Source organism: Moraxella canis (assembly GCF_002014965.1).
GTDB lineage: Bacteria > Pseudomonadota > Gammaproteobacteria > Pseudomonadales > Moraxellaceae > Moraxella > Moraxella canis.
Genome location: NZ_MUXT01000011.1, coordinates 1 through 20,127, shown reverse-complemented (window position 1 = coordinate 20,127; position 20,127 = coordinate 1). Strand labels below are relative to the sequence as shown.

At 46.5% G+C, this 20,127-nt stretch carries 14 protein-coding genes; 9 read left to right on the top strand and 5 right to left on the bottom strand.

Features of this window, described 5'->3' with window-relative positions:
* The first annotated feature begins 124 nt into the window (after positions 1-124).
* The 5 genes from B0180_RS09435 to topA all read left to right on the top strand — a co-directional run bounded on the left by B0180_RS09435 (position 125) and on the right by topA (position 8,059).
* Entirely contained in the window at positions 125-1,414 is a 1,290-nt protein-coding gene (locus B0180_RS09435; protein ID WP_078256683.1) for a glutamate-5-semialdehyde dehydrogenase, read from the top strand.
* A 37-nt stretch (positions 1,415-1,451) separates the two neighbouring features.
* Positions 1,452-1,856 carry a carboxymuconolactone decarboxylase family protein gene (locus B0180_RS09430; RefSeq protein ID WP_049236961.1) on the top strand — a complete coding sequence of 135 codons (405 nt, stop codon included), beginning with the start codon at positions 1,452-1,454 and terminating at the stop codon, positions 1,854-1,856.
* Between the two features lie 197 nt (positions 1,857-2,053).
* Positions 2,054-4,666 carry a DNA translocase FtsK gene (locus B0180_RS09425; protein ID WP_078256682.1) on the top strand — a complete coding sequence of 871 codons (2,613 nt, stop codon included), beginning with the start codon at positions 2,054-2,056 and terminating at the stop codon, positions 4,664-4,666.
* A gap of 9 nt (positions 4,667-4,675) precedes the next feature.
* Positions 4,676-5,272: a hypothetical protein gene (locus B0180_RS09420; protein WP_078256681.1), complete on the top strand. Its 597-nt coding sequence runs from the start codon at positions 4,676-4,678 to the stop codon at positions 5,270-5,272.
* A 159-nt stretch (positions 5,273-5,431) separates the two neighbouring features.
* Complete coding sequence (gene topA / locus B0180_RS09415; protein WP_078256680.1) at positions 5,432-8,059, top strand: type I DNA topoisomerase; 2,628 nt, start codon at positions 5,432-5,434, stop codon at positions 8,057-8,059.
* A gap of 321 nt (positions 8,060-8,380) precedes the next feature.
* Here the strand turns inward: topA and polA are convergent, their stop codons facing one another.
* Complete coding sequence (polA, locus tag B0180_RS09410; protein WP_078256679.1) at positions 8,381-11,269, bottom strand: DNA polymerase I; 2,889 nt, start codon at positions 11,267-11,269, stop codon at positions 8,381-8,383.
* 102 nt (positions 11,270-11,371) lie between these two features.
* Entirely contained in the window at positions 11,372-11,695 is a 324-nt protein-coding gene (locus B0180_RS09405; protein WP_078256678.1) for a hypothetical protein, read from the bottom strand.
* Positions 11,696-11,935: 240 nt separating this feature from the next.
* Here B0180_RS09405 and B0180_RS09400 point away from each other — a divergent pair, with 240 nt between their 5' ends.
* Positions 11,936-13,519, top strand: coding sequence for a peptide chain release factor 3 (locus tag B0180_RS09400; protein ID WP_078256677.1), 1,584 nt, complete (start codon positions 11,936-11,938; stop codon positions 13,517-13,519).
* 39 nt (positions 13,520-13,558) lie between these two features.
* Here B0180_RS09400 and B0180_RS09395 read toward each other — a convergent pair whose 3' ends face one another.
* On the bottom strand, positions 13,559-14,026 hold the full coding sequence (locus tag B0180_RS09395; protein ID WP_078256676.1) for a DUF2846 domain-containing protein: 468 nt from the start codon (positions 14,024-14,026) through the stop codon (positions 13,559-13,561).
* A 481-nt stretch (positions 14,027-14,507) separates the two neighbouring features.
* Between B0180_RS09395 and B0180_RS09390 the strand changes: the two genes are divergently transcribed.
* From B0180_RS09390 to B0180_RS09380, 3 genes are all read left to right on the top strand, one after another.
* Positions 14,508-14,870 (top strand): helix-turn-helix domain-containing protein, encoded by a 363-nt coding sequence (locus B0180_RS09390; protein WP_078256675.1) that lies wholly within the window; start codon positions 14,508-14,510, stop codon positions 14,868-14,870.
* Between the two features lie 99 nt (positions 14,871-14,969).
* Entirely contained in the window at positions 14,970-15,839 is an 870-nt protein-coding gene (locus B0180_RS09385; protein ID WP_078256674.1) for a DMT family transporter, read from the top strand.
* A 98-nt stretch (positions 15,840-15,937) separates the two neighbouring features.
* Entirely contained in the window at positions 15,938-16,744 is an 807-nt protein-coding gene (locus B0180_RS09380; protein WP_078256673.1) for a putative RNA methyltransferase, read from the top strand.
* Positions 16,745-16,807: 63 nt separating this feature from the next.
* Here the strand turns inward: B0180_RS09380 and parC are convergent, their stop codons facing one another.
* Together parC and B0180_RS09370 are read right to left on the bottom strand one after the other, a co-directional pair.
* Entirely contained in the window at positions 16,808-19,033 is a 2,226-nt protein-coding gene (gene parC / locus B0180_RS09375) for a DNA topoisomerase IV subunit A (protein ID WP_078256672.1), read from the bottom strand.
* Positions 19,034-19,127: 94 nt separating this feature from the next.
* Positions 19,128-19,421: a 4a-hydroxytetrahydrobiopterin dehydratase gene (locus B0180_RS09370; protein ID WP_078256671.1), complete on the bottom strand. Its 294-nt coding sequence runs from the start codon at positions 19,419-19,421 to the stop codon at positions 19,128-19,130.
* Positions 19,422-20,127 lie beyond the last annotated feature (706 nt).

The window sequence follows — 20,127 nt, the reverse complement described above, 5'->3', positions numbered from 1 at the left end:
GCCATAAAGACAAAATATTTTTCGCAATTTTTTCTGTATTTATTGAGATTTGCAATCATTCGGGGTGGTATTTTGATAATTTTATGCTTACAATTGATGGTTGTCACTGTTATTAGGGAAAGTTATGACTGCTCAATCGTTTGATGTTGCTGCTTATATGCAATCGGTCGGCACCAAAGCTAAGCAGGCGTCTGCTGTGTTGGCGGCGGCTGATACCAAAACAAAAAATCACGCACTGACCGCCATCAAATCAGTGCTACTCACTCAAAAAGATCACGTGCTGGCTGCGAATGCCATCGATGTCCAAAATGGAAAAAATAATGAGCTTGATGCTGCCTTATTGGATAGGCTGATCTTAAACGATGCGCGTTTTGAGGGCATGATCGCTTCTTTGGATGATGTGATCACGCTGCCTGATCCGATTGGGGAGATCAGCGATTTGACCTACCGCCCATCGGGTATTCAGCTGGGTAAGATGCGTGTGCCGCTTGGTGTGATTGGTATGATTTATGAATCTCGTCCTAATGTCACGCTTGAGGCGGCAAGTCTTGCCATCAAATCAGGCAATGCCATCATCCTGCGCGGCGGCTCAGAAGCTTATCACTCAAATCAAGCGATCGCCTTGTGTATTCATGAAGGCTTAGCAAAGGTCAATCTGCCTACCGACATTGTGCAGGTGCTCACCACCACAGACCGCGCGGCAGTCGATAGCCTGATTACCATGAAACAAACGGTCGATGTCATCATCCCGCGCGGCGGCAAAGGTCTGATTGAGCGGATCAGCCGCGGTGCGACAGTGCCTGTGATTAAGCACCTAGATGGTAATTGCCACACGTTCATTGATCAAGATGCTGACCTAAAAATGGCGATCGAGGTATCCGTGAACGCCAAGACATCTCGGTATGCGCCTTGTAATGTTATGGAGACGCTGCTGGTGCATGAAAAAATCGCCGATCAAGCGCTGCCCAAGATTTTGTCCGCCATGCACGCTGTCAATGACGCCATGGAATTTCGCGTGTGTGAGCGATCGCTTGCGCTGTTAAAAGATGCCCAGCTGAATTTGGTTCAAGCCACACAAGAAGATTGGTACACCGAATATCTGGCGCCGATATTGGCAGTGAAAGTGGTTGATGATTTATCGGCGGCGATTGCTCACATTAATCACTACGGCAGCCACCATACGGATGTGATCATCACTGAAAATTACCGCGCTGCCAATACATTTATCCGCCAAGTCGACTCCTCCAGTGTCATGGTTAATGCTTCAAGCCGCTTTGCGGATGGCTTTGAATACGGTTTGGGTGCAGAAATTGGCATTTCTACCGATAAAATCCATGCGCGTGGTCCAGTGGGCTTACACGGTTTGACGAGCGAAAAATGGGTGGTCTTTGGGCATGGGGAAATACGCCCTTAAGATATTTGATATTCATTTTAATCAATAAGGAAATGACATGAGTAGTATCAACGATAAAAACAGCACTTATCAAAATGGCGTGGCAGTGCGCAAGCAAGTGATGGGCGAGGCGCACGTTGAGCGTTCGATGGGGCAGGTGACGCCTTTTAATGAGCCTTTACAAGATTGGATCAATGAGCACGCGTGGGGCTCGACTTGGCAACGCGGCGGCATTGATAAAAAAACGCGTTCTTTGGTGACGATGGCGTTTTTGATTGCTCAAAAAAGCCCAACCGAGCTCAAAGGTCATATTCGCGGAGCGGTGAATAATGGCGCAAGCCTTGAAGAAATCCAAGAAGTGCTGCTACACAGCTTGCCTTATTGCGGCGCACCTGCCACCCAAGAGGCTTATCGTGCGGCAAATGAAATCTTGACTGAGATGGGTCTGTTGCCTAAGCCCTAAATGATCAATGGGCGTGTCTGCTCATCTTAAAGATGGCTGAAGAGTCAGCCTATTGTGTGTCGATCAGCCGCCTAAGCTTGTCAAATAAGGCGTGGCTTTATTTGACAAGCTGCAAATGTTTGGCTAATTGAATCAAATTCGCTATAATAGACAGTTATGTCAAATATAAGACGCCCATCGCCTGCCGACGAGTCATCATGAGTAATCTATTTCAAAATCCGACCATTACCCGTCTCATGGGTAAGCTGCCAACCATCAAGCAACTGATTTTTAGTATCTTTGGTATCGTATTGTTGGTATTTTTATTTTTATCGCTCTTGTCTTATGATCCAGCGGATTCGGCATGGTCGCATGTTGGCAGTCATTCGACCATTAATAATGTCGGTGGACCGCTTGGTGCGTGGGTGGCGGACATTTTGCATACCTTATTTGGTTTTGGGGCGTGGGTGGCTGTGCTTGTGCTGGCGTATGAGTTGGTGCGGCTGTGGTGGACGCATGTGAAGCTATTTTGGGTGCTAAGATTATTTGCTTATGGGCTGTTGATATTGTTTGTCAGTGCCTTGCTTGCTTATATCGGCGAGATTACGGATGCTTTACTTGCTACGCGGATGGGTGGGGCGATTGGATTTGAGCTTCAAAAAAGTCTTGCTGCCATCTTTGGTGAGACGGTGACAGCTCTACTTTTAGTTGGTATGATTGTCATCATATCTTTGCTAAGCTTTGAGATTCGTTGGCGTCATCTGATGGGTCTGGCGTTTCAGTGGATTGGCGGCGATAAACATACCTCTATAACAGAATCAGAGCCTAAGCCAAAGCATGCAGACGGCGCCATGTTGGATGAAGAGATCAGCCCTGCAGCGCCAGCCGTGGTGAGCACGCCACATAATCATGACGGCGCCCTTGAGAGCTTTTTGCGCCATTCTGGACTGCGCGATGAGCTGATCGCTGAGCGTGAGAATGAAGCTCATAAACAAGCTGCCGAAGCACAGGCAGAAAAAATGCGCCAAGAAACTGCACAAGCAGCCAAAACTGACCCAATGGCATACAATCATCAGTCGGATGATACCAAGGGTTTGGATGAGCCAAATCAGCCGTCCGATCAGGCACAGAAGAGCCCATCGACAGTGGAGCGCTTTAAAACGATTCAAAAAGTCGCCCCGGCTCTTGATGAAGATCGGAGCGAAAAACTAGAAGCGATCAAGGACACCACACCTAAGTCCAATATCTTGGAAGATGAGCAGCCTTCCCAAGAGCAGACTGATCAAGCGCCCAAATCAAAACAATCCCCAGCGCCTGTGCAGTCGCGTGCGATGGATACATTAAGCTATCGTTTGAGCTTGACGCCGATTCCTGAGCTAGACTTGTTGGATAAGCCCAATTTATCCAACAAACCCAAGGTTAGTGAGGATGAACTTCAGCAAGCCTCAGAGCTTTTGGAGATTAAGCTTCAAGAATTTAATATCCAAGCCCAAGTGATTTCGGCGATGGTGGGTCCTGTGGTGACACGCTTTGAGGTTGAGCTTGCGCCAGGGGTCAAGGCAAGCCGAGTCACGCGCGTATCTCAAGATTTGGCACGCTCGATGTCCAAAGCATCTTTGCGTGTGGTTGAGGTGATTCCAGGCAAGCCTTATATTGGTATCGAGGTGCCCAATCAAAAGCGTGAGATGGTGCATCTGATTGAGCTATTGGACACAGAAGATTATAAAAGCCCAAACAATCAAATCGCCATCGCCGTCGGTAAAGATATCAGCGGTAAGCCTGTGATTGCTGATTTAGCCAAAGCACCTCACATGCTTGTGGCAGGCACGACAGGATCGGGTAAATCAGTACTGGTGAACTCATTTTTATTGTCAATGCTGCTAAAATATACGCCCGATGAGCTGAAACTTGTACTCATTGACCCAAAACAGCTTGAGCTTGCCAACTATGGCGATATTCCGCATCTATTGACCCCTGTCATCACCGACATGAAAGATGCCGTGGCGGCGCTGACGTGGTGCGTCAATGAAATGGAGCGGCGCTATCAGCTGATGAGTAAGCTGAGAGTGCGTAAAATCAGCGAGTTTAATAAAAAAGTAGAAGCCGCCGAAGCTGAGGGCGAACCGATTTATGATCCTTTATGGAATATTAATCACAGTGTCAGCCAAGATAAGCCGCCTAAGCTCAAGCCACTGCCAACGATTGTGATTGTGGCGGATGAATTTGCTGATATGATCATGCAGCTTGGCAAAACTGCCGAAGAGCCAATTGTGCGTCTGGCTCAAAAAGCGCGTGCCGCAGGCATTCATCTGCTGCTTGCCACACAGCGCCCAACGGTAAATGTGGTGACAGGCTTGATCAAGGCGAATATTCCCTCTCGTGTTGCGCTGCGCGTCAGCTCCAAAGTCGATAGCCGCACCATCATCGAAGAAGGCGGCGCCGAAGATATGCTGGGTCATGGCGATATGATGTTCATTGGACCGGGTAAAAATCATCCTGAGCGTGTACATGGCGCTTATGTGGATGATGATGAGGTCAATCGAGTCTGTGATGCTTGGCGTGAGCGTGGTAAGCCTGACTATATTGATCTATCTGACAGCTATTCATTTGAGGGCGAAGGCAGTGGCGATATGGGCGGCGGCATTGATGGCGATGAGCTGTACGAAGCGGCGGCAGCTTTTGTGGTGGAGACCAGAAAGCCATCCATCTCATCAGTGCAGCGCAAGTTTAGCATTGGATATAATCGCGCGGCGCGTCTGCTTGACCAGATGGAAGAGCGTGGATTGGTCTCATCGATGGATAACAGCGGTAAGCGTCAGCTGCTTTTGTAGGATGGTGTGATGTCATTATCAAGCGGAAGTATCGCTGTTATTGTTGTGCTTGTCGTTGCTGGTTTTTTGGTGGGCAATTTTATGGCGGCGCGCCCCAATGCCAATGAAGTGCGAGTGGCTGATTTTCGGCTGATGGCACGTGGTTTTGGCATTTTTCCTAAGCTCATTGCTTGCCCAGTCTGGCTCAAAGATCGGTATGATGCGCTCAAACCTGCCAAAAAAGATGTGTATGCTAGAGCTGGCAACACACCTTTGATTGCCCAGTACACTGTGATCATAGAAGATCTTCGGCTACCAATGGCTCAATATCATGTCATGGCAGATCGTTGGCAGCTGATACCGCAGCAGTTTTATACACCAAAGATGCTAACGCAGGTGCGCCACCTTGATGAGCAGCCCATACATCTGCCCGATCACATCAAGACCCAAGTTTTGGGATTGTCGGTCAAGGCAAATCACATCTCGCTGTACTGGCTAGATGATAAATATCAGCACAGCCACAAAGCCTATAAGCTCGATAAAGTAAAAGCCCAAGCTGACCTAAATGACATCAAAACCCAGCTGATAGCTTGGGCGAAATTAATTGATGGCGATATGGCATCTTGATAATCGTGATCGGTCATTTGATAAAACTTTGGGCAAATTTTTATAAAATGATTGACAAAACCACATTTGCACCCTATAAATGCAAATTGATACAGAATCATCCAAAGGAATGTGGGGTGATTTTTCAGACATTTATCACATTTAAATAAAGGCATAATCATGGCAACTTCTAAAAAAACGACCACCAAAGCTGAGGCGGCATCGACCAAAGCCAATGCTAAGGGCAAATCCTTAGTGATTGTGGAGTCGCCTGCAAAAGCCAAAACCATTAATAAATATTTGGGCAAGGATTATGTGGTGCGCTCAAGTATCGGTCATGTGCGCGATCTGCCTGTCAGTGGCAGCACATCCAAAGCCAATAAGACCGAGGATGCAGGACTGTCTCGTGAAGAAAAAGCCCAAAAGGCGCTCGTTCGCCGCATGGGTGTTGATCCTGATCATGATTGGGCAGCTGTCTATGAAGTACTACCCAATAAAACCAAAGTCATCCGCGAACTCAAAGCGCTTGCCAAAGACGCTGATAAAATTTATCTCGCCACCGACTTGGATAGAGAAGGTGAGGCAATCGCATGGCATTTAAAAGAAGTCATCGGTGGCAGTGATGATAAATACAGCCGCGTGGTATTTAACGAAATTACCAAGTCCGCCATCCAAACCGCCTTTGAGCATCCTGATCAACTGAATATCGATCGTGTCAATGCGCAGCAGGCGCGTCGCTTTTTGGATCGCGTGGTGGGCTTTATGGTGTCGCCGCTACTGTGGGCGAAGATCGCGCGCGGATTATCAGCAGGGCGCGTACAAAGCGTGGCGACGCGCTTGGTGGTGGAGCGTGAGCGTGAGATCCGCGCCTTTGTGCCCGTTGAATATTGGAAAATTCATACCAATAACACCGCAGCAGGCGAGACGCTGAACCTTGAAGCGGTAAAACGCGGCGGTAAAACGCTCAAGCTTGGCAATAAAGATCAAGCTAACGAAGTGGTCTTGGCTTTAGATTCATCAGATTTTATAGTTTCGGCGATCGAAGAAAAGCCCACTCAATCACGGGCATCTGCGCCATTTATCACCTCAACGCTTCAGCAAGCTGCCAGTACGCGTCTTGGCTTTAGTGTCAAAAAGACGATGATCTTAGCGCAGCGTCTATACGAAGCAGGGCATATCACTTATATGCGTACTGACTCGACCTTTTTGAGTCAAGATGCCCTGAACTCTGTGCGGGATTATATCACTGAGAATTTTGGTGACGCTTATTTGCCCCAAAAGCCTAATTTTTATGGTAATAAACAAAACGCCCAAGAAGCGCACGAAGCGATTCGCCCCTCAAATGTTTCGGTCAAATCAGCGCAGCTAACCGCCATGGAGCGTGATGCTCAGCGACTGTATGAACTGATTTGGCGACAGTTTGTGGCGTGTCAGATGACGCCTGCTCGCTATCAGTCAGTGAATCTGATCGTCACCGCTGGTGATGTGGAATTAAAAGCCAAAGGGCGCACATTGGTGTTTGATGGTTATACACGCGTGCAGCCTCCTGCTAAGACTGACGATGTCTTATTGCCTGCTGTCAAAGTGGGTGAAAAGCTGCCACTGATTGAGATTTTGCCAACGCAGCATTTTACCAGTCCACCTGCTCGCTACAGCGAAGCAAGCTTGGTCAAGGAGCTTGAAAGCCGTGGCATTGGCAGACCGTCCACCTATGCGTCAATCATCTCAACCATCCAAGAGCGCGGCTATGTGCGACTTGAAAATAAACGCCTATATGCCGAAAAAATGGGCGACATTGTCACAGAAAGGTTGGTGGAGAGCTTTCCTGATCTGATGGATTATGCGTTCACCGCAGGGCTAGAAGATAAGCTTGATGAAGTGGCGGTCGGTGATGAAGATTGGAAAGCGGTATTGGATCAATTTTATCATGACTTTAAGCAAAAGCTTGATAGCGCCAAAGCTTCTGATGGGATGCGCCCAAATGATCCGACCAATGTGCCTGATATTCACTGTGATTTGTGCAGCCGTCCTATGCAGGTGCGCACTGGCTCAACGGGAGTATTTTTGGGCTGTACTGGCTATAATCTACCGCCCAAAGAGCGCTGTAAGGGCACCAAAAATCTGATGCCTGTATCGGCATTTGAGTTTGATGCCGATGATGATTCAGCCGAAGTCAATGCACTTATGGAGAAAAAACGCTGCCCAAAATGCAATACCGCGATGGATGGCTATATCGTCGATGGCGGACTTAAGCTGCATATCTGTGGTAATAATCCTGATTGCGATGGCTATGTGCTTGAAAAAGGCGTGTTTGAAGTAGGCGGTGCGACCAGTGATGCACCGACCATTGATTGTGATAAGTGTGACGGTCAAATGGAGCTGAAAACGGGGCGATTTGGGGCATATTTTGCATGCAGAAAGTGTGATAATACCCGTAAAGTGCTCAAAAATGGTCAAGCTGCGCCGCCGCGTATGACGCCGATTGATATGCCTAATCTGCGCTCACAAAAATTTGATGATCATTATGTGCTGCGCGAAGGGGCGGCGGGGCTGTTTTTGGCAGCATCCAAATTCCCCAAAGTACGTGAAACTCGTCCGCCTAAGCTTAGCGAGCTGCGCGAGATCAAAGATCAGCTTGAGCCTAAATTCCATTATTTGTTCGATGCGCCAGATGCAGATGAAGCAGGTAATCCGACGATCTTGCGATGGAGCCGCAAAAATTCAGAGCAATATATCGGCTCAGAAAAAGACGGCAAGGCGACACGCTTTGCACTCGTTTGGCGTCAAGGCGCTTGGGTGGAAGAATGACCTTAAATAAAAGTTGTAGGAAATATCGCACAAATATTGACGATTTTGGCGTATTTTCATCATCACGGTTTTATTGCATAATACACCCATAGCAAAGGAAAACCCTGATGGAGCAGGGCAAGGATGAAGTGCTATTCATGGAAGGTTGGTAAGGATACGGATTTTACGGTGGTAAAATCATGGAAAATGGCAAGCTGTATCGGTGACGGTACAGCTTGTTGTTTTTGTGTTGATTAAAATTAAACCCTGCCTTGGCTCATATTAAAATTAAAAAAATATGCGACTGATTGAGCCGCACAGTATGTCTTTCAGCTAATCGCTTTAATGCGCCTGATCCCAATTCTCGCCAATACCGACTTCAACCACGAGTGGCACAGCAAAATCAACTTCCCAGCCCAGCTGCTTGGCGGTGTCAGTCAAGGCATTTTGCATCGCTGTTTTGATCAGCTTGCCGATATCATCCGCCTTGTCAGCATCAACTTCAAAAACCAGCTCATCGTGAACTTGTAGTAGCAGTTTTGCGTGCGCTTTTGGCAGTACTTCATCCACGGCAATCATTGCAAGCTTGATAATCTCAGCTGCTGAGCCTTGCAACGGGGCATTAATCGCTGCGCGCTCGGCAGCATCTTTGACCATGCGATTGCTGCTTTGGATGTCAGGCGAATACAGCTTACGCGCCAAAATCGTCTGTACATAGCCCAGCTGTTTTGCCATGGCTTTGGTATTTTCCATATAGCCTGCGATGGCAGGGTAGCGCGCAAAATAGCGCTTGATATACTCTTGGGCAACCGGTCTATCAACGCCAAGCTGCTTGGCAAGCCCAAAAGCGCTCATGCCATACAATAGCCCAAAATTCACCGCCTTGGCAGCGCGCCGCTCGCTTGGCGTAACTTCGCTGATGTCTTTGCCCATGATTTCGGCTGCAGTCGCGGTGTGAATGTCCAAATTGTGATTAAAAGCACGGATCAAGCTTTCATCGCCACTAAAATGCGCCATCAGTCGAAGCTCGATTTGTGAATAATCCGCTGCCAAAATCACGCGACCTGGCGGCGCAACGAACGCCTCACGAATCAGTCGCCCTGTGTCTGTTCGAATGGGAATGTTCTGTAGATTTGGATCTGATGATGACAGGCGACCTGTGCTGGTGAGCGCTTGGTGATAGCTGGTGTGCACACGCCCTTGGCTGTCGGCGGCTTTTGCCAGTGCATCGGTATAGGTGCTTTTGAGCTTCGATAAGCTGCGATGCTCAAGCACCACATCAATCAGCGGATGATCAATTTTTGATAAGACGGCTTCTGATGTGGAATATTGCCCTGTTTTGGTTTTTTTGCCACCTGCGATGCCCAATTTTTCAAATAAAATCTCGCCAAGCTGTTTTGGGCTTGCCAAATTAAACTGCTCGCCTGCGATGCGCTCGGCTTCGATTTCAAGCGCCATGATTTTTTTGTCAAATTCGCCTGATAGTTGCCCCAAAAAATCTGTGGCAATCAAAATCCCGTCATGCTCCATTTGCGTCAGAATCTGCGCGGTGGGGATTTCAAGCTGATGTAGTAGCTTAGCGGCAGCGTCATCACGGCTTAGATAGTCGCTAAAGACACTGAACAATCGGAAGGTGACATCCGCATCTTCGCACGCATAGCGACTTGCCACGTCTAAGGCGACTTTATCAAAGCTAAGCTGCTTGGCGCCTTTGCCTGCGACTTGTTCAAAAGTAGTGGTCTGAATGCCCAAATAATGCTCCGCCAAAGCATCCATGCCATGCCGTGTCGCGGCGGCGTTGATGACATAACTGGCAAGCATGGTATCCATTGCCCAGTGGTTTAGGGTGATGCCGTATTTTTTGAAGATATGCGCATCATATTTTAAGTGCTGTCCGATTTTACCGATGTTTGGATTTTCTAAAATGGGCTTAAGAGCGGATAACACTTCATCAATTGGCAGCTGATCATCGATCAATACATCAAAATCTTCTGTATGCCCCACAGGAATATAATAGCCTTCATAATTGGCAGTGCTCACCGAGATGCCCACTAGCTTTGCTTGTTGCCAGTCAATGTTAGTGGTCTCGGTGTCGATGGCAAAATACGGCACTGATGCTAACTTGTTTACAAGCTGATCAAAGGCAGCTTTCGTTGTGATGGTATGGTAGGACAATTCACCTGCGGGCAGTGTTGACACGCCGCTTGGTGTATCGGCGCTGTCAGCATCAGATGATAAATCTTCGGTCGGCGGAAGGCTTTTGTTTGCTTGATTATTGGACTGAGTCAGCAGCTTGGCGGCGTCGGCGATTTCTTTTTTAAATTCTAATTCTTGAAAAAGTGTATATAACGCAGGCGCGCGCTTTTGCTCGGCAGCTTGGCTGTGATCAAGTGCGATGTCATCAAAACCGATGGCAAGCTCAAGATTGGTGACGATGGTGGCTAGTACGCGATTAAGCGGGATATCGTCTTGATTGTCAGCGATGCTTTTACCGACAGCGCCTTTGATGTGCTCAAGATTGGCTAAGATGCCATCGATGTCGTGATATTCATTGAGCAGTTTGGCGGCGGTTTTTTGACCGACCTTGGGGATGCCAGAGATGCCATCGGACGCATCGCCCATCAGGGTCAGATAATCGGCGATCTGCTCACTGGTGACACCAAATTTCTCAACCACGCCAGCTTTATCGGTTAGTTTGCCAGTAAAGCTGTCTTCAAGTATCACACAGTCATTGACCAGCTGCGCCATGTCTTTATCGCCTGTCGAGATGACCACAGGATACCCATTTTGGCAGGCTTGGCGAGCGAGTGTGCCGATGATGTCATCTGCTTCAAAGCCATCGATCTTGATAAGTGGAATGCCCAGTTTCTCGATCATGTCATGGATATAAGGAATCTGCACGCGCAAATCGTCATCCATCGGCGGACGATGCGCCTTATAAGCTTCGGACAAATCATGGCGAAAAGTGGGCGCTTTGGTGTCAAATGCAACCGCCATGTAGGTAGGATTGTATTTTTTGATGAGTTTATTGATTGCATTTAGGACGCCGCGAATGGCATTGGTCGGCAGTCCTTGGGAGTTTGATAGGGGCGGCAGACCATGAAAGCAGCGAAACAGATAATAAGAGCCATCCACCAAAATCACAGGCGGTCTTGAGCGGTCAATGTGATCGGTCGGTAGCTTGGCAAGGTTTGGGATGTCAGCGATGTTTGGATAAATGAGATTTGTCATGGTCGTATTTGAATGAGAATTTAAACTATTATAACCAAAAAACCATCGCTTGGGGCATCAGATGTCAAAAAGCCCACCGCTTGGGTGGGCTTTGACTTAGGATTATTTATACTCGGTGCATTCGATGTCGTCATCGCGGCAAAACATTTCATGATGAGCGGCGGTGCATTTTTTCTTGGCAGCTAAGCGTGCTTTACCGCGGCTTTCATGTTCAGCGGTAAAAGTGTCTGTGAATGCCTTGATTTTACACACATGGACGCTGTTTTTTTCTGTGTCTTTTTTGTTGGTCATGTCGGTTTTGTCGTGGATAATGACAGGCACGCCTACTGGCACAGGGATAATGACGGCGCCATTGGGCTCATCCATCGGCGCCACGCACGCAGACAGACCCAAAGTGGCGGCGATGATAAGGGCAAATTTATTCATAACATAACCTTAAGTTTCAATGAAACATGATAAAAAAGTTGCGGTATTATATAAGCCAATTACAACATAAGTTTTTGTAATATGTGTCAAATTGTAACAAAATCAACTTAAGATTCTTAAATTTATTTTTATACACGATTAGAATATATGAACTATTCTCCCATCGTTGGCATCATTATTATCATGTTCAAGTAAGCCAAAATCTGCTAAAATACCCCTTTTTATTTTGATAGACTGATTATGACCGATTTTCACGACCACATCAATTCTCGCCGCACGTTCGCCATTATCTCTCACCCTGACGCCGGTAAAACCACCATGACCGAAAAGCTACTACTGTGGGGGCAGGCTATCCAAGTGGCGGGTGAAGTGCGTGGGCGTAAAGCCGACCGCCACGCCACGTCCGACTGGATGAGTATGGAGCAAGAGCGTGGGATTTCTATCACCACATCGGTCATGCAGTTTCCTTATAAAGACCACATGGTAAATCTGCTAGACACCCCAGGGCACGCCGACTTTTCAGAAGATACTTATCGCACGCTGACCGCCGTGGACAGTGCCTTGATGGTGATTGACGGTGCAAAGGGCGTCGAAGAGCGGACGATTAAGCTCATGGACGTGTGCCGAATGCGTGATACGCCGATTATCAGCTTTGTCAATAAGCTTGACCGTGAGATTCAAAACCCGCTGGCTTTGCTTGATGAGATTGAAAGTGTCCTAAAAATCAAATGTGTGCCCTTTGCTTATCCCATTGGTATGGGGCAGGATTTTGTGGGGGTGTATAGTTTTGTGGACGGCAAAACCTACTTTTATAAAAAAGGCTTTGGCTCAAAAATCACTGACATTGAAAGCCGTGACGGCTATGACCATGATGACATCAAAGAGCGACTGGGGCAAATCCTTTGGGATGAATTTTTAGAAAATGTGGAACTTGCCGAAATGGCATTTGGCGATTGGGATGTGGATGAGTTTTTGGCAGGTCGCCAAACGCCTGTGCTATTTGGCACGGCACTGGGCAACTTTGGCGTAAACATGATACTAGATGTGCTCACCCAATACGCCCCAGCCCCCAAAGACCATGCAGCAGTAGAGCGTACTGTCAAGGCAGATGAACCAAATTTTACAGGGTTTGTCTTTAAAATCCAAGCCAACATGGACCCTAAGCACCGCGACCGTGTGGCGTTTTTGCGAGTGTGCTCGGGCAGATACGAGCGGGGCATGAAGATGAATCATGTCAGACTTGGCAAAGAGGTGCGAGTATCGGACGCATTGATGTTTTTGGCGGGCGACCGTGAGACGCTGGACGAAGCTTATGCAGGCGATATCATTGGTCTGCACAATCACGGCACGATACAAATTGGCGACAGCTTTACCAGTGGTGAGACCTTGAATTTCACTGGCATTCCACACTTTGCCCCTGAGCTGTTTCGCCGTGTGGTCTTAAAAGACCCAATGAAATCCAAACAGCTACAAAAAGGCTTGCAGCAGCTCTCCGAAGAAGGGGCGACGCAGGTGTTTATGCCCCAAATTAATAATGATTTGATTTTGGGCGCGGTGGGCGTGCTGCAATTTGAAGTGGTGGCACATCGCCTATTAGAAGAATATAAAGTGCAATGCACCTTTGAGCCGATTAGTATCGCCACGGTGCGGTGGGTGCATTGTGATGACAAAGTGGCGTTTGAAAAATTCAAGAAAAAAGCCCACGACCAGCTATCCATTGACGGCGGTGGTTATCTGACTTATCTGGCGCCCAGCCGTGTGAACTTGCAGCTCATGCAAGAGCGATATCCAGAAGTGGAGTTTAGAAGTACAAGGGAGCATTGATTTTTAAAAATAAATCCGCCCAAAGGCGGTTTTATTTTTTTATTTGAATGCTTTGCTACAATTGCCTATTTGTATCATTTTTAGCTTTGTAATGTCCTGCATTGCTTCATCACTTGGTACAATTTTTAATTTTGCACCACCTGAAAAGACACCCATTTTAATAGATTGCTTAACAAAATAATTTTGATTGGCATTTGTGTATAAATCCAAGTGATTATTACCAAATTCAGATTCAGTTGAGATTCGATGATTTTTATTACCAGTAATTTCTGTATAAAAGAAAGTATTGGGTGCGGTTTCTCCCAAGCATTCACCATCAACCCAAACATCTTTTTTAAGAGCCTGTCCAATCATTGAATCTCTATAGACATAAAGACCTGCATTGCCATTAGTCGGACTTTGAAAGCTTTTTGCTTTTTCTACTATTGCTCCAGTATAAGTTGGAACAGTTGCACAACCTACCATCAAAACAGGTAATAATACTAATGCAAAAATATTTTTTAGCATAATAGCCTCTTATTCGCCAACATAACGACCGCTTGGGGTTAATTTACAGTTACCTGAAACATAAGATCCATCTGGACATAAATTCATATTCCTTGAACTTCTGCCACCAATATAACCGCCATTTGGAGTTAAATTGCATCGATTTCCAGAAACATAAGAACCATCTGGACACATAGTCATTCTGTTATCACCATTGCCACTACCAACATAAGTGCCATTTGGTGTTAATTACATCTTGTCCCCGACACATAAGAACCATCTGGGCACATGGTACTGGCTGAAGCAGTTGAGCAAGTGATTGCGGCAGTTACCGAGAACAGTATTGCGGATAAAGATTTTTTCATTACAAAGCTCCTTGAAAGTTTAAAAAACAAATGGAATTTGTTTAATATATAATAACAAATATAACTTGCAGATCAACCAACTAATCCGACACAAATTATCACAAATCCGTTATCAAAACCCACAAAAAGGTACTTTTATGGCAATTTCTGACAACTTGCAAAAATTAAGAAAACTTAATGATTTAAGCCAAGAACAAATGGCGGAAATGCTGAATATGTCAAAAAACGGCTATGGCAAATTAGAACGTGGTGAGAGCAAAATTACGGTAGAGCATTTACAAAATATCGCCAATGTGTTTAATATTGATATTGCAGATTTATTAAAAGAAGAGCGTGATTTTTCACTGCTTATTGGAGATAATCACGGTAATTACGCCAATAAATACTATGATAACGCCCAAGAAGTTGAAAAATTACAACTTATCATCAACCACCAAAAACAACTGCTTGAACAAAAAGACAAAGAAATTGAGCTGCTAAGACGATTGCTTGACGCCTAAAGTGTTTTTGTTTTTTTGACTGCCTAATTAACATCTTATCAATTCGCACTCTTCTAGCTTGTGATACAATACCCCAAATTGTATCCATCGAAGAATATCATGCCCAAAACTCCCCACACTGACACAGGCTCATTTGCTGGCTCATTATGGATGGTGGCAGGCGCTGTCTGCTTTAGTATCATGGGGCTGCTTGTCAAGATGACAGGCGCACGCTTTGGGATGCACGAGTACGAGCTGGTGTTTTGGCGCGTTGTATTTGCGGCGGCTGTTTTGGGCGCCCAAGCCGTGCTGATGAAGCGGCAATTTGCGACACGCTATCCACAAGCGCATTTTTGGCGCTCATTGGCAGGCACGATCAGCTTATTTATGTTCTTTTTTGGTCTGGTGCACCTGCCGCTGGCGACTGCCATCACATTTAGCCATACATCAGCGATATTTTTGGCGATTTTTTCAGTGATCCTCTTAAAACAAATGCCCAGCCGCCTGACTTGGTTTGCGCTGCTGCTCGGGCTTTTTGGTATCATGCTGATTTTGCGCCCAAGTATTCTTGGACATGGGTTGATACCGACTTTGGTCGGACTTGCCAGTGGTGCGATCGCAGGCTATGCGTATTTGCAGGTGCGTGAGCTGTCACTTTTGGGTGAGCCGTCATGGCGCATCGTGTTTTATTTTTCTTTACTTGCAACGATCATCTCAGCGATCGCCAGTACCATCGTGGGCTGGACGCCCATACAGGCTCAGATGCTGCCGTATTTATTTGGTATCGGTCTGTCAGCCATGGGTGGTCAGCTGGCGATGACGCACGCTTATAAGGTCGGACGCAAATTCATGGTATCGGCGCTTGGCTATTTGGTTGTCGTGCTCTCCACACTGTATGGCGTGGTGTTTTTTGATGAGATTTTGCCGATGATGGCGATTATTGGCATTGTGCTTGTGATTGTCAGTGGTATTTTGGCAGGTAAAAAATAACCCCTTAAGATTAAGCGCATTAATCCCAAGTCGCTTAAGCCTTTTGTTTATTGATAACTGTGTTAAACTATCTGCCACATTCCTCAATTCTCAATGCTATGCTTATTTGTCCAATTTGTCATCTGCCGCTAAATCTTACAAATAAAACCTACCAATGTGCCAATCAGCACAGTTTTGATGTCGCCAAAGAAGGCTACGTCAATCTGCACGTCGTCCAACATAAAAAAAGTAAAAATCCTGGCGATACGCCCGAAGCAGTACAGGCAAGGCGAGCGTTTTTATCGGCAGGATATTATCAGCCGCTCAAAGATGCGATCTCACAGATGGCAAAAAAGCTCAATCCAAATACCGCCCTTGATATCGGCTGCGGTGAAGGGTATTACACCCAAGGTCTGATCAAAGAGGCAGGTCAGGTCATTGGGCTGGATATTGCCAAATCTGCCATCCAAACTGCTGCCAAAGCCGACAAAGCCCATCGCATCACTTGGGTGGTGGGCACAGGTGCTGTGCTGCCTGTGGCGGATGGATCGGTGGATCTGTGCACCAGTGTTTTTAGCCCACTGCCCAAAGATGAGATGCTGCGAGTGCTCCGTGATGGTGGCTATCTGATGGTGGCGTCAGCGGCGCCTAATCATCTGTATGCCATGCGAGAGGCGCTTTTTGGGACGGTCATCGTGCATGAGCCTGCCAAATCCATCCAAAAACTTGCGCCTGAGTTTGAGCTCATCGATCAAGCGCACATCATCGCGCCGATGCAGCTTGATAATACCGCACTCAAACAGCTAATCGCCATGACACCTTATGCCTATAAGGCAAAAGCTGATCGCCGTGCCATGCTTGAAAGCTTGGAGCGTTTTTCGGTGCAGGGCGAATTTTGCCTTTTTGTCTTTCAAAAGGTGAAATGATCCTTGTTGGTGATGAGCACCGCCTAAGTGCAATACGGGAAAGTTAAGCGGTGCCAAATGGGACTATTCGCTGTCTTTTTGAAGCTTTGCCATCTGCGATACTTTGCCAAAACCTTTTGGTAAGGCGCTACCACGGCTGGCACGGCGAGTGATATAATTGGCAACATCGCTGGGCTTGAGCGTCAAAGTCCGCTTGCCTGCGGTGATGACCAAGCTGTCAGAGTCAGACAGAGCAGTGATGGCTGTGATGGTTTCGCCTTGTTTTAGATTGGCAAGTTTATTGCCTTTGCCTTTGGCGAGCGTGGGCAGCTCATCACGCCCAAACACCAGTAAATTACCATTAGACAGACTGACCGCCACCAAAGTATCATCATCTGCCATCGGCACAATGGGCAGCAGCGCCCCCTCGCCAAGATTGATACTGGCTTTACCTGCTTTTTGGGCAGTGTCCAAATTACTTAACTGATTGATAAATCCATAGCCTGCACTGCTTGCCATCAAAATATTTTGATCATGACTAAAGTGCAGCTGATCTATCTTTGCACCTGCAGGCAAGTTCAATAAACTGGTGATTGGGTCGCCTTGGGTACGCGCCGAAGGCAGATGCACGCTATCAAGCCCATAACTGCGACCAGTATTATCAATCAAAATAAGCCGATCAGTGGATTTGCCAAGCGCATGGGTCAGGTAGCCGTCGCCTGCACGGTAATTCATCTCGGCAGGGTCTGTGTGATGACCTTTGGCAGCACGAATCCATCCTGCTTGAGATAAGATGGCGGTGATCGGCTCACTGGCAATCAAGTCCACCGCTTTTAGACTGCTTGCTTCTTCACGCTCAACCACAGGCGAGCGGCGAGCATCGCCATGCTCTTTGGCATCCGCTGTCAGCTCGTCGATGAGTAGCTTGGTGAGCGCATCGGGGTTATTCAGCTGCTCACTGATCAGCGCACGCTCGGCGTCTAGGCGATCACGCTCAGCATTGAGTTCGATTTCTTCGAGTTTGGCAAGCTGACGCAATCTGATGTCTAAAATTGCATCAGCTTGAATTTGGGTCAGCCCAAAACGCGTCATCAGCTCAAGCCTTGGATCATCTTCTTCACGAATGATGCGAATCACTTCATCGATATTTAAATACGCAATTAATAAGCCTGCCAAGATATGTAGCCGCTGATCAATTTTATCTAAGCGGTGCTCTAGGCGGCGAGTCACCACGCTTCTACGCACCGACAGCCATTCGGTTAGGATGGTTTTTAGGTTTTTGACTTCAGGCTTGCCGTTGACGCCGATCATGTTCATATTGACTCGATAGCTCGTCTCAAGATCGGTATTGGCAAACAGATGACTCATGATTGTATCACTGTCAAGCTTGCCTTTTTTAAGCTCAATCACGATACGGCAGGGGTTATTATTGTCCGACTCATCGCGAATCTCGGTAACCCACGGCAGTTTTTTGTCGGTCATCAGTTTGGCGATTTGTTCGACGATTTTATTGCCTGAGACTTGATAAGGCAGAGCATTGACAATGATCCAGTTTTTTTGTTTTGGGTCAATTTGGTAAGTGGCGCGCATTTTATAGCTGCCCTTGCCAGTTTCGTATAAGGCGATCAGCTCATCTTTGGGTGTGATGATCTCAGCTGTGGTCGGCAGATCAGGGGCAGGCAAGGTCTGTGCAAGCTGCTTAACGGATAAGTCAGGATTTTTTAGTAAACGCACGCAGGCTTTGACCACTTCGTTCAAATTATGCGGCGGAATGTCTGTCGCCATACCGACTGCGATGCCTGTCGTACCATTTAATAAGATGTTGGGCAGGCGTGCAGGTAGGGTGACAGGTTCTGACAGTGAGCCATCAAAATTATCCTGCCAATCCACTGTGCCCTGCTCAAGCTCGCTTAATAGCGTGTTGGCGTAATGACTCATCTTAGCTTCGGTATAGCGCATCGCTGCAAACGACTTGGGGTCATCAGGCGAACCCCAGTTGCCTTGACCGCTGATCAGCGGATAGCGATAGCTAAAAGGCTGCGCCATCAGTACCATCGCTTCATAGCAAGCACTGTCGCCGTGCGGATGATACTTACCCAAAACATCACCAACCGTTCGTGCGCTTTTTTTGGGCTTGGCGGTATGCTTGAGCCCAAGCTCGCTCATGGCATAGACGATGCGCCGCTGCACGGGTTTGAGCCCATCGGCGATGTGCGGCAGGGCACGATCCATGATCACATACATGGCATAGTTTAGGTAGGCATATTCGGTAAAATCACTCACCGAACGAGTGTCAATCTGTGTTGTCATAACATACTTTGGTCAAAATTTATCGGCTATGATAGCAAGATTGACAATAAAAAAGCAATGACGGCTCAGGATCATTGCTTTGAATGGGTGTCAATCAGACAGGATTAGCGGATAAGGCGCTTTGCATTCGCTTGGCAAGCTGTACATCGCGGCTTTGGACAGCGCGCTGATCTGCGGCACCGATACGCACAGAAAGTGCGGTGTAGTCATTTTGCCAAACTGGATAATGCTCAAGTATCTCAGCATAAAATGCCACACGCACCATAAAGCTGATGGCGTCGGCAAAGCTTTCAAAATGAAAGGTTTTTACCAGGCTATGACCATCAAGTGACCATCCTGGCAAGCCCTCGAGCTGAAGGGCGACTTGATCTGAGGTAAGACTGCTCATAATAACTCCAAAAATAAGCACAGATAATGACTTAAGTTTAACACAGATGTAGCAATATGTATCATAATATTTACTGATGAGTGAGAAGCCTTTTATAATAGTCATCAACAATGAGTTACTGGCTTAAAAACCATCTATTTTTTATGCTTAAATCTTAAGGGAATTAGGATGATAAGAATAAACACCCTATTAAAATGAATAGGGTTGATGTGGGGTTTTGTGCTAATGCATCAATCTGTCATTCATAAGCCAGGCTCTAACTGCTGATCTGATGGCTTATGATTTAAGAAATTAAGATATGAAAATGGAGTCGATTGATTTGTTTCAGTTAAGAGACTGATTTTAATTTAATTATTGCTCATTAGCATGGCTTGAAACAATTCATAACAAAAAGGACTTAAAAAAGTATATTTTTTTAACTTTTGGTACTAGATTTACCCAACTTAATATACTACAATATGCCCAAGGCAAAATTCAACCAAAAAAAATTAAAATTTTAATTAAAATGCTCCAAAATAATGGTTGACTTGTTTATAAAAAAGAATATTTTATACACTTCTTATCAATGACATTCATTTTGCCGATACAGGCTTAGATCTTGTTATCCTCTACTAAGCCAATTTCAAAACCCTTCATATGCCCGATATTTACTTTTAATTTAACTATTGGAAATTTAGGCATTGTTGACCAACTATACATAGCTCAA

What these genes read in the sequence shown, in the direction of transcription:
- B0180_RS09435 (WP_078256683.1), top strand. Translation starts at nt 125, where the DNA reads ATGACTGCTCAATCGTTTGATGTTGCTGCTTATATGCAATCGGTCGGC.
- B0180_RS09430 (WP_049236961.1), top strand. Translation starts at nt 1,452, where the DNA reads ATGAGTAGTATCAACGATAAAAACAGCACTTATCAAAATGGCGTGGCA.
- B0180_RS09425 (WP_078256682.1), top strand. Translation starts at nt 2,054, where the DNA reads ATGAGTAATCTATTTCAAAATCCGACCATTACCCGTCTCATGGGTAAG.
- B0180_RS09420 (WP_078256681.1), top strand. Translation starts at nt 4,676, where the DNA reads ATGTCATTATCAAGCGGAAGTATCGCTGTTATTGTTGTGCTTGTCGTT.
- topA (WP_078256680.1), top strand. Translation starts at nt 5,432, where the DNA reads ATGGCAACTTCTAAAAAAACGACCACCAAAGCTGAGGCGGCATCGACC.
- polA (WP_078256679.1), bottom strand. Translation starts at nt 11,269, where the DNA reads ATGACAAATCTCATTTATCCAAACATCGCTGACATCCCAAACCTTGCC.
- B0180_RS09405 (WP_078256678.1), bottom strand. Translation starts at nt 11,695, where the DNA reads ATGAATAAATTTGCCCTTATCATCGCCGCCACTTTGGGTCTGTCTGCG.
- B0180_RS09400 (WP_078256677.1), top strand. Translation starts at nt 11,936, where the DNA reads ATGACCGATTTTCACGACCACATCAATTCTCGCCGCACGTTCGCCATT.
- B0180_RS09395 (WP_078256676.1), bottom strand. Translation starts at nt 14,026, where the DNA reads ATGCTAAAAAATATTTTTGCATTAGTATTATTACCTGTTTTGATGGTA.
- B0180_RS09390 (WP_078256675.1), top strand. Translation starts at nt 14,508, where the DNA reads ATGGCAATTTCTGACAACTTGCAAAAATTAAGAAAACTTAATGATTTA.
- B0180_RS09385 (WP_078256674.1), top strand. Translation starts at nt 14,970, where the DNA reads ATGCCCAAAACTCCCCACACTGACACAGGCTCATTTGCTGGCTCATTA.
- B0180_RS09380 (WP_078256673.1), top strand. Translation starts at nt 15,938, where the DNA reads ATGCTTATTTGTCCAATTTGTCATCTGCCGCTAAATCTTACAAATAAA.
- parC (WP_078256672.1), bottom strand. Translation starts at nt 19,033, where the DNA reads ATGACAACACAGATTGACACTCGTTCGGTGAGTGATTTTACCGAATAT.
- B0180_RS09370 (WP_078256671.1), bottom strand. Translation starts at nt 19,421, where the DNA reads ATGAGCAGTCTTACCTCAGATCAAGTCGCCCTTCAGCTCGAGGGCTTG.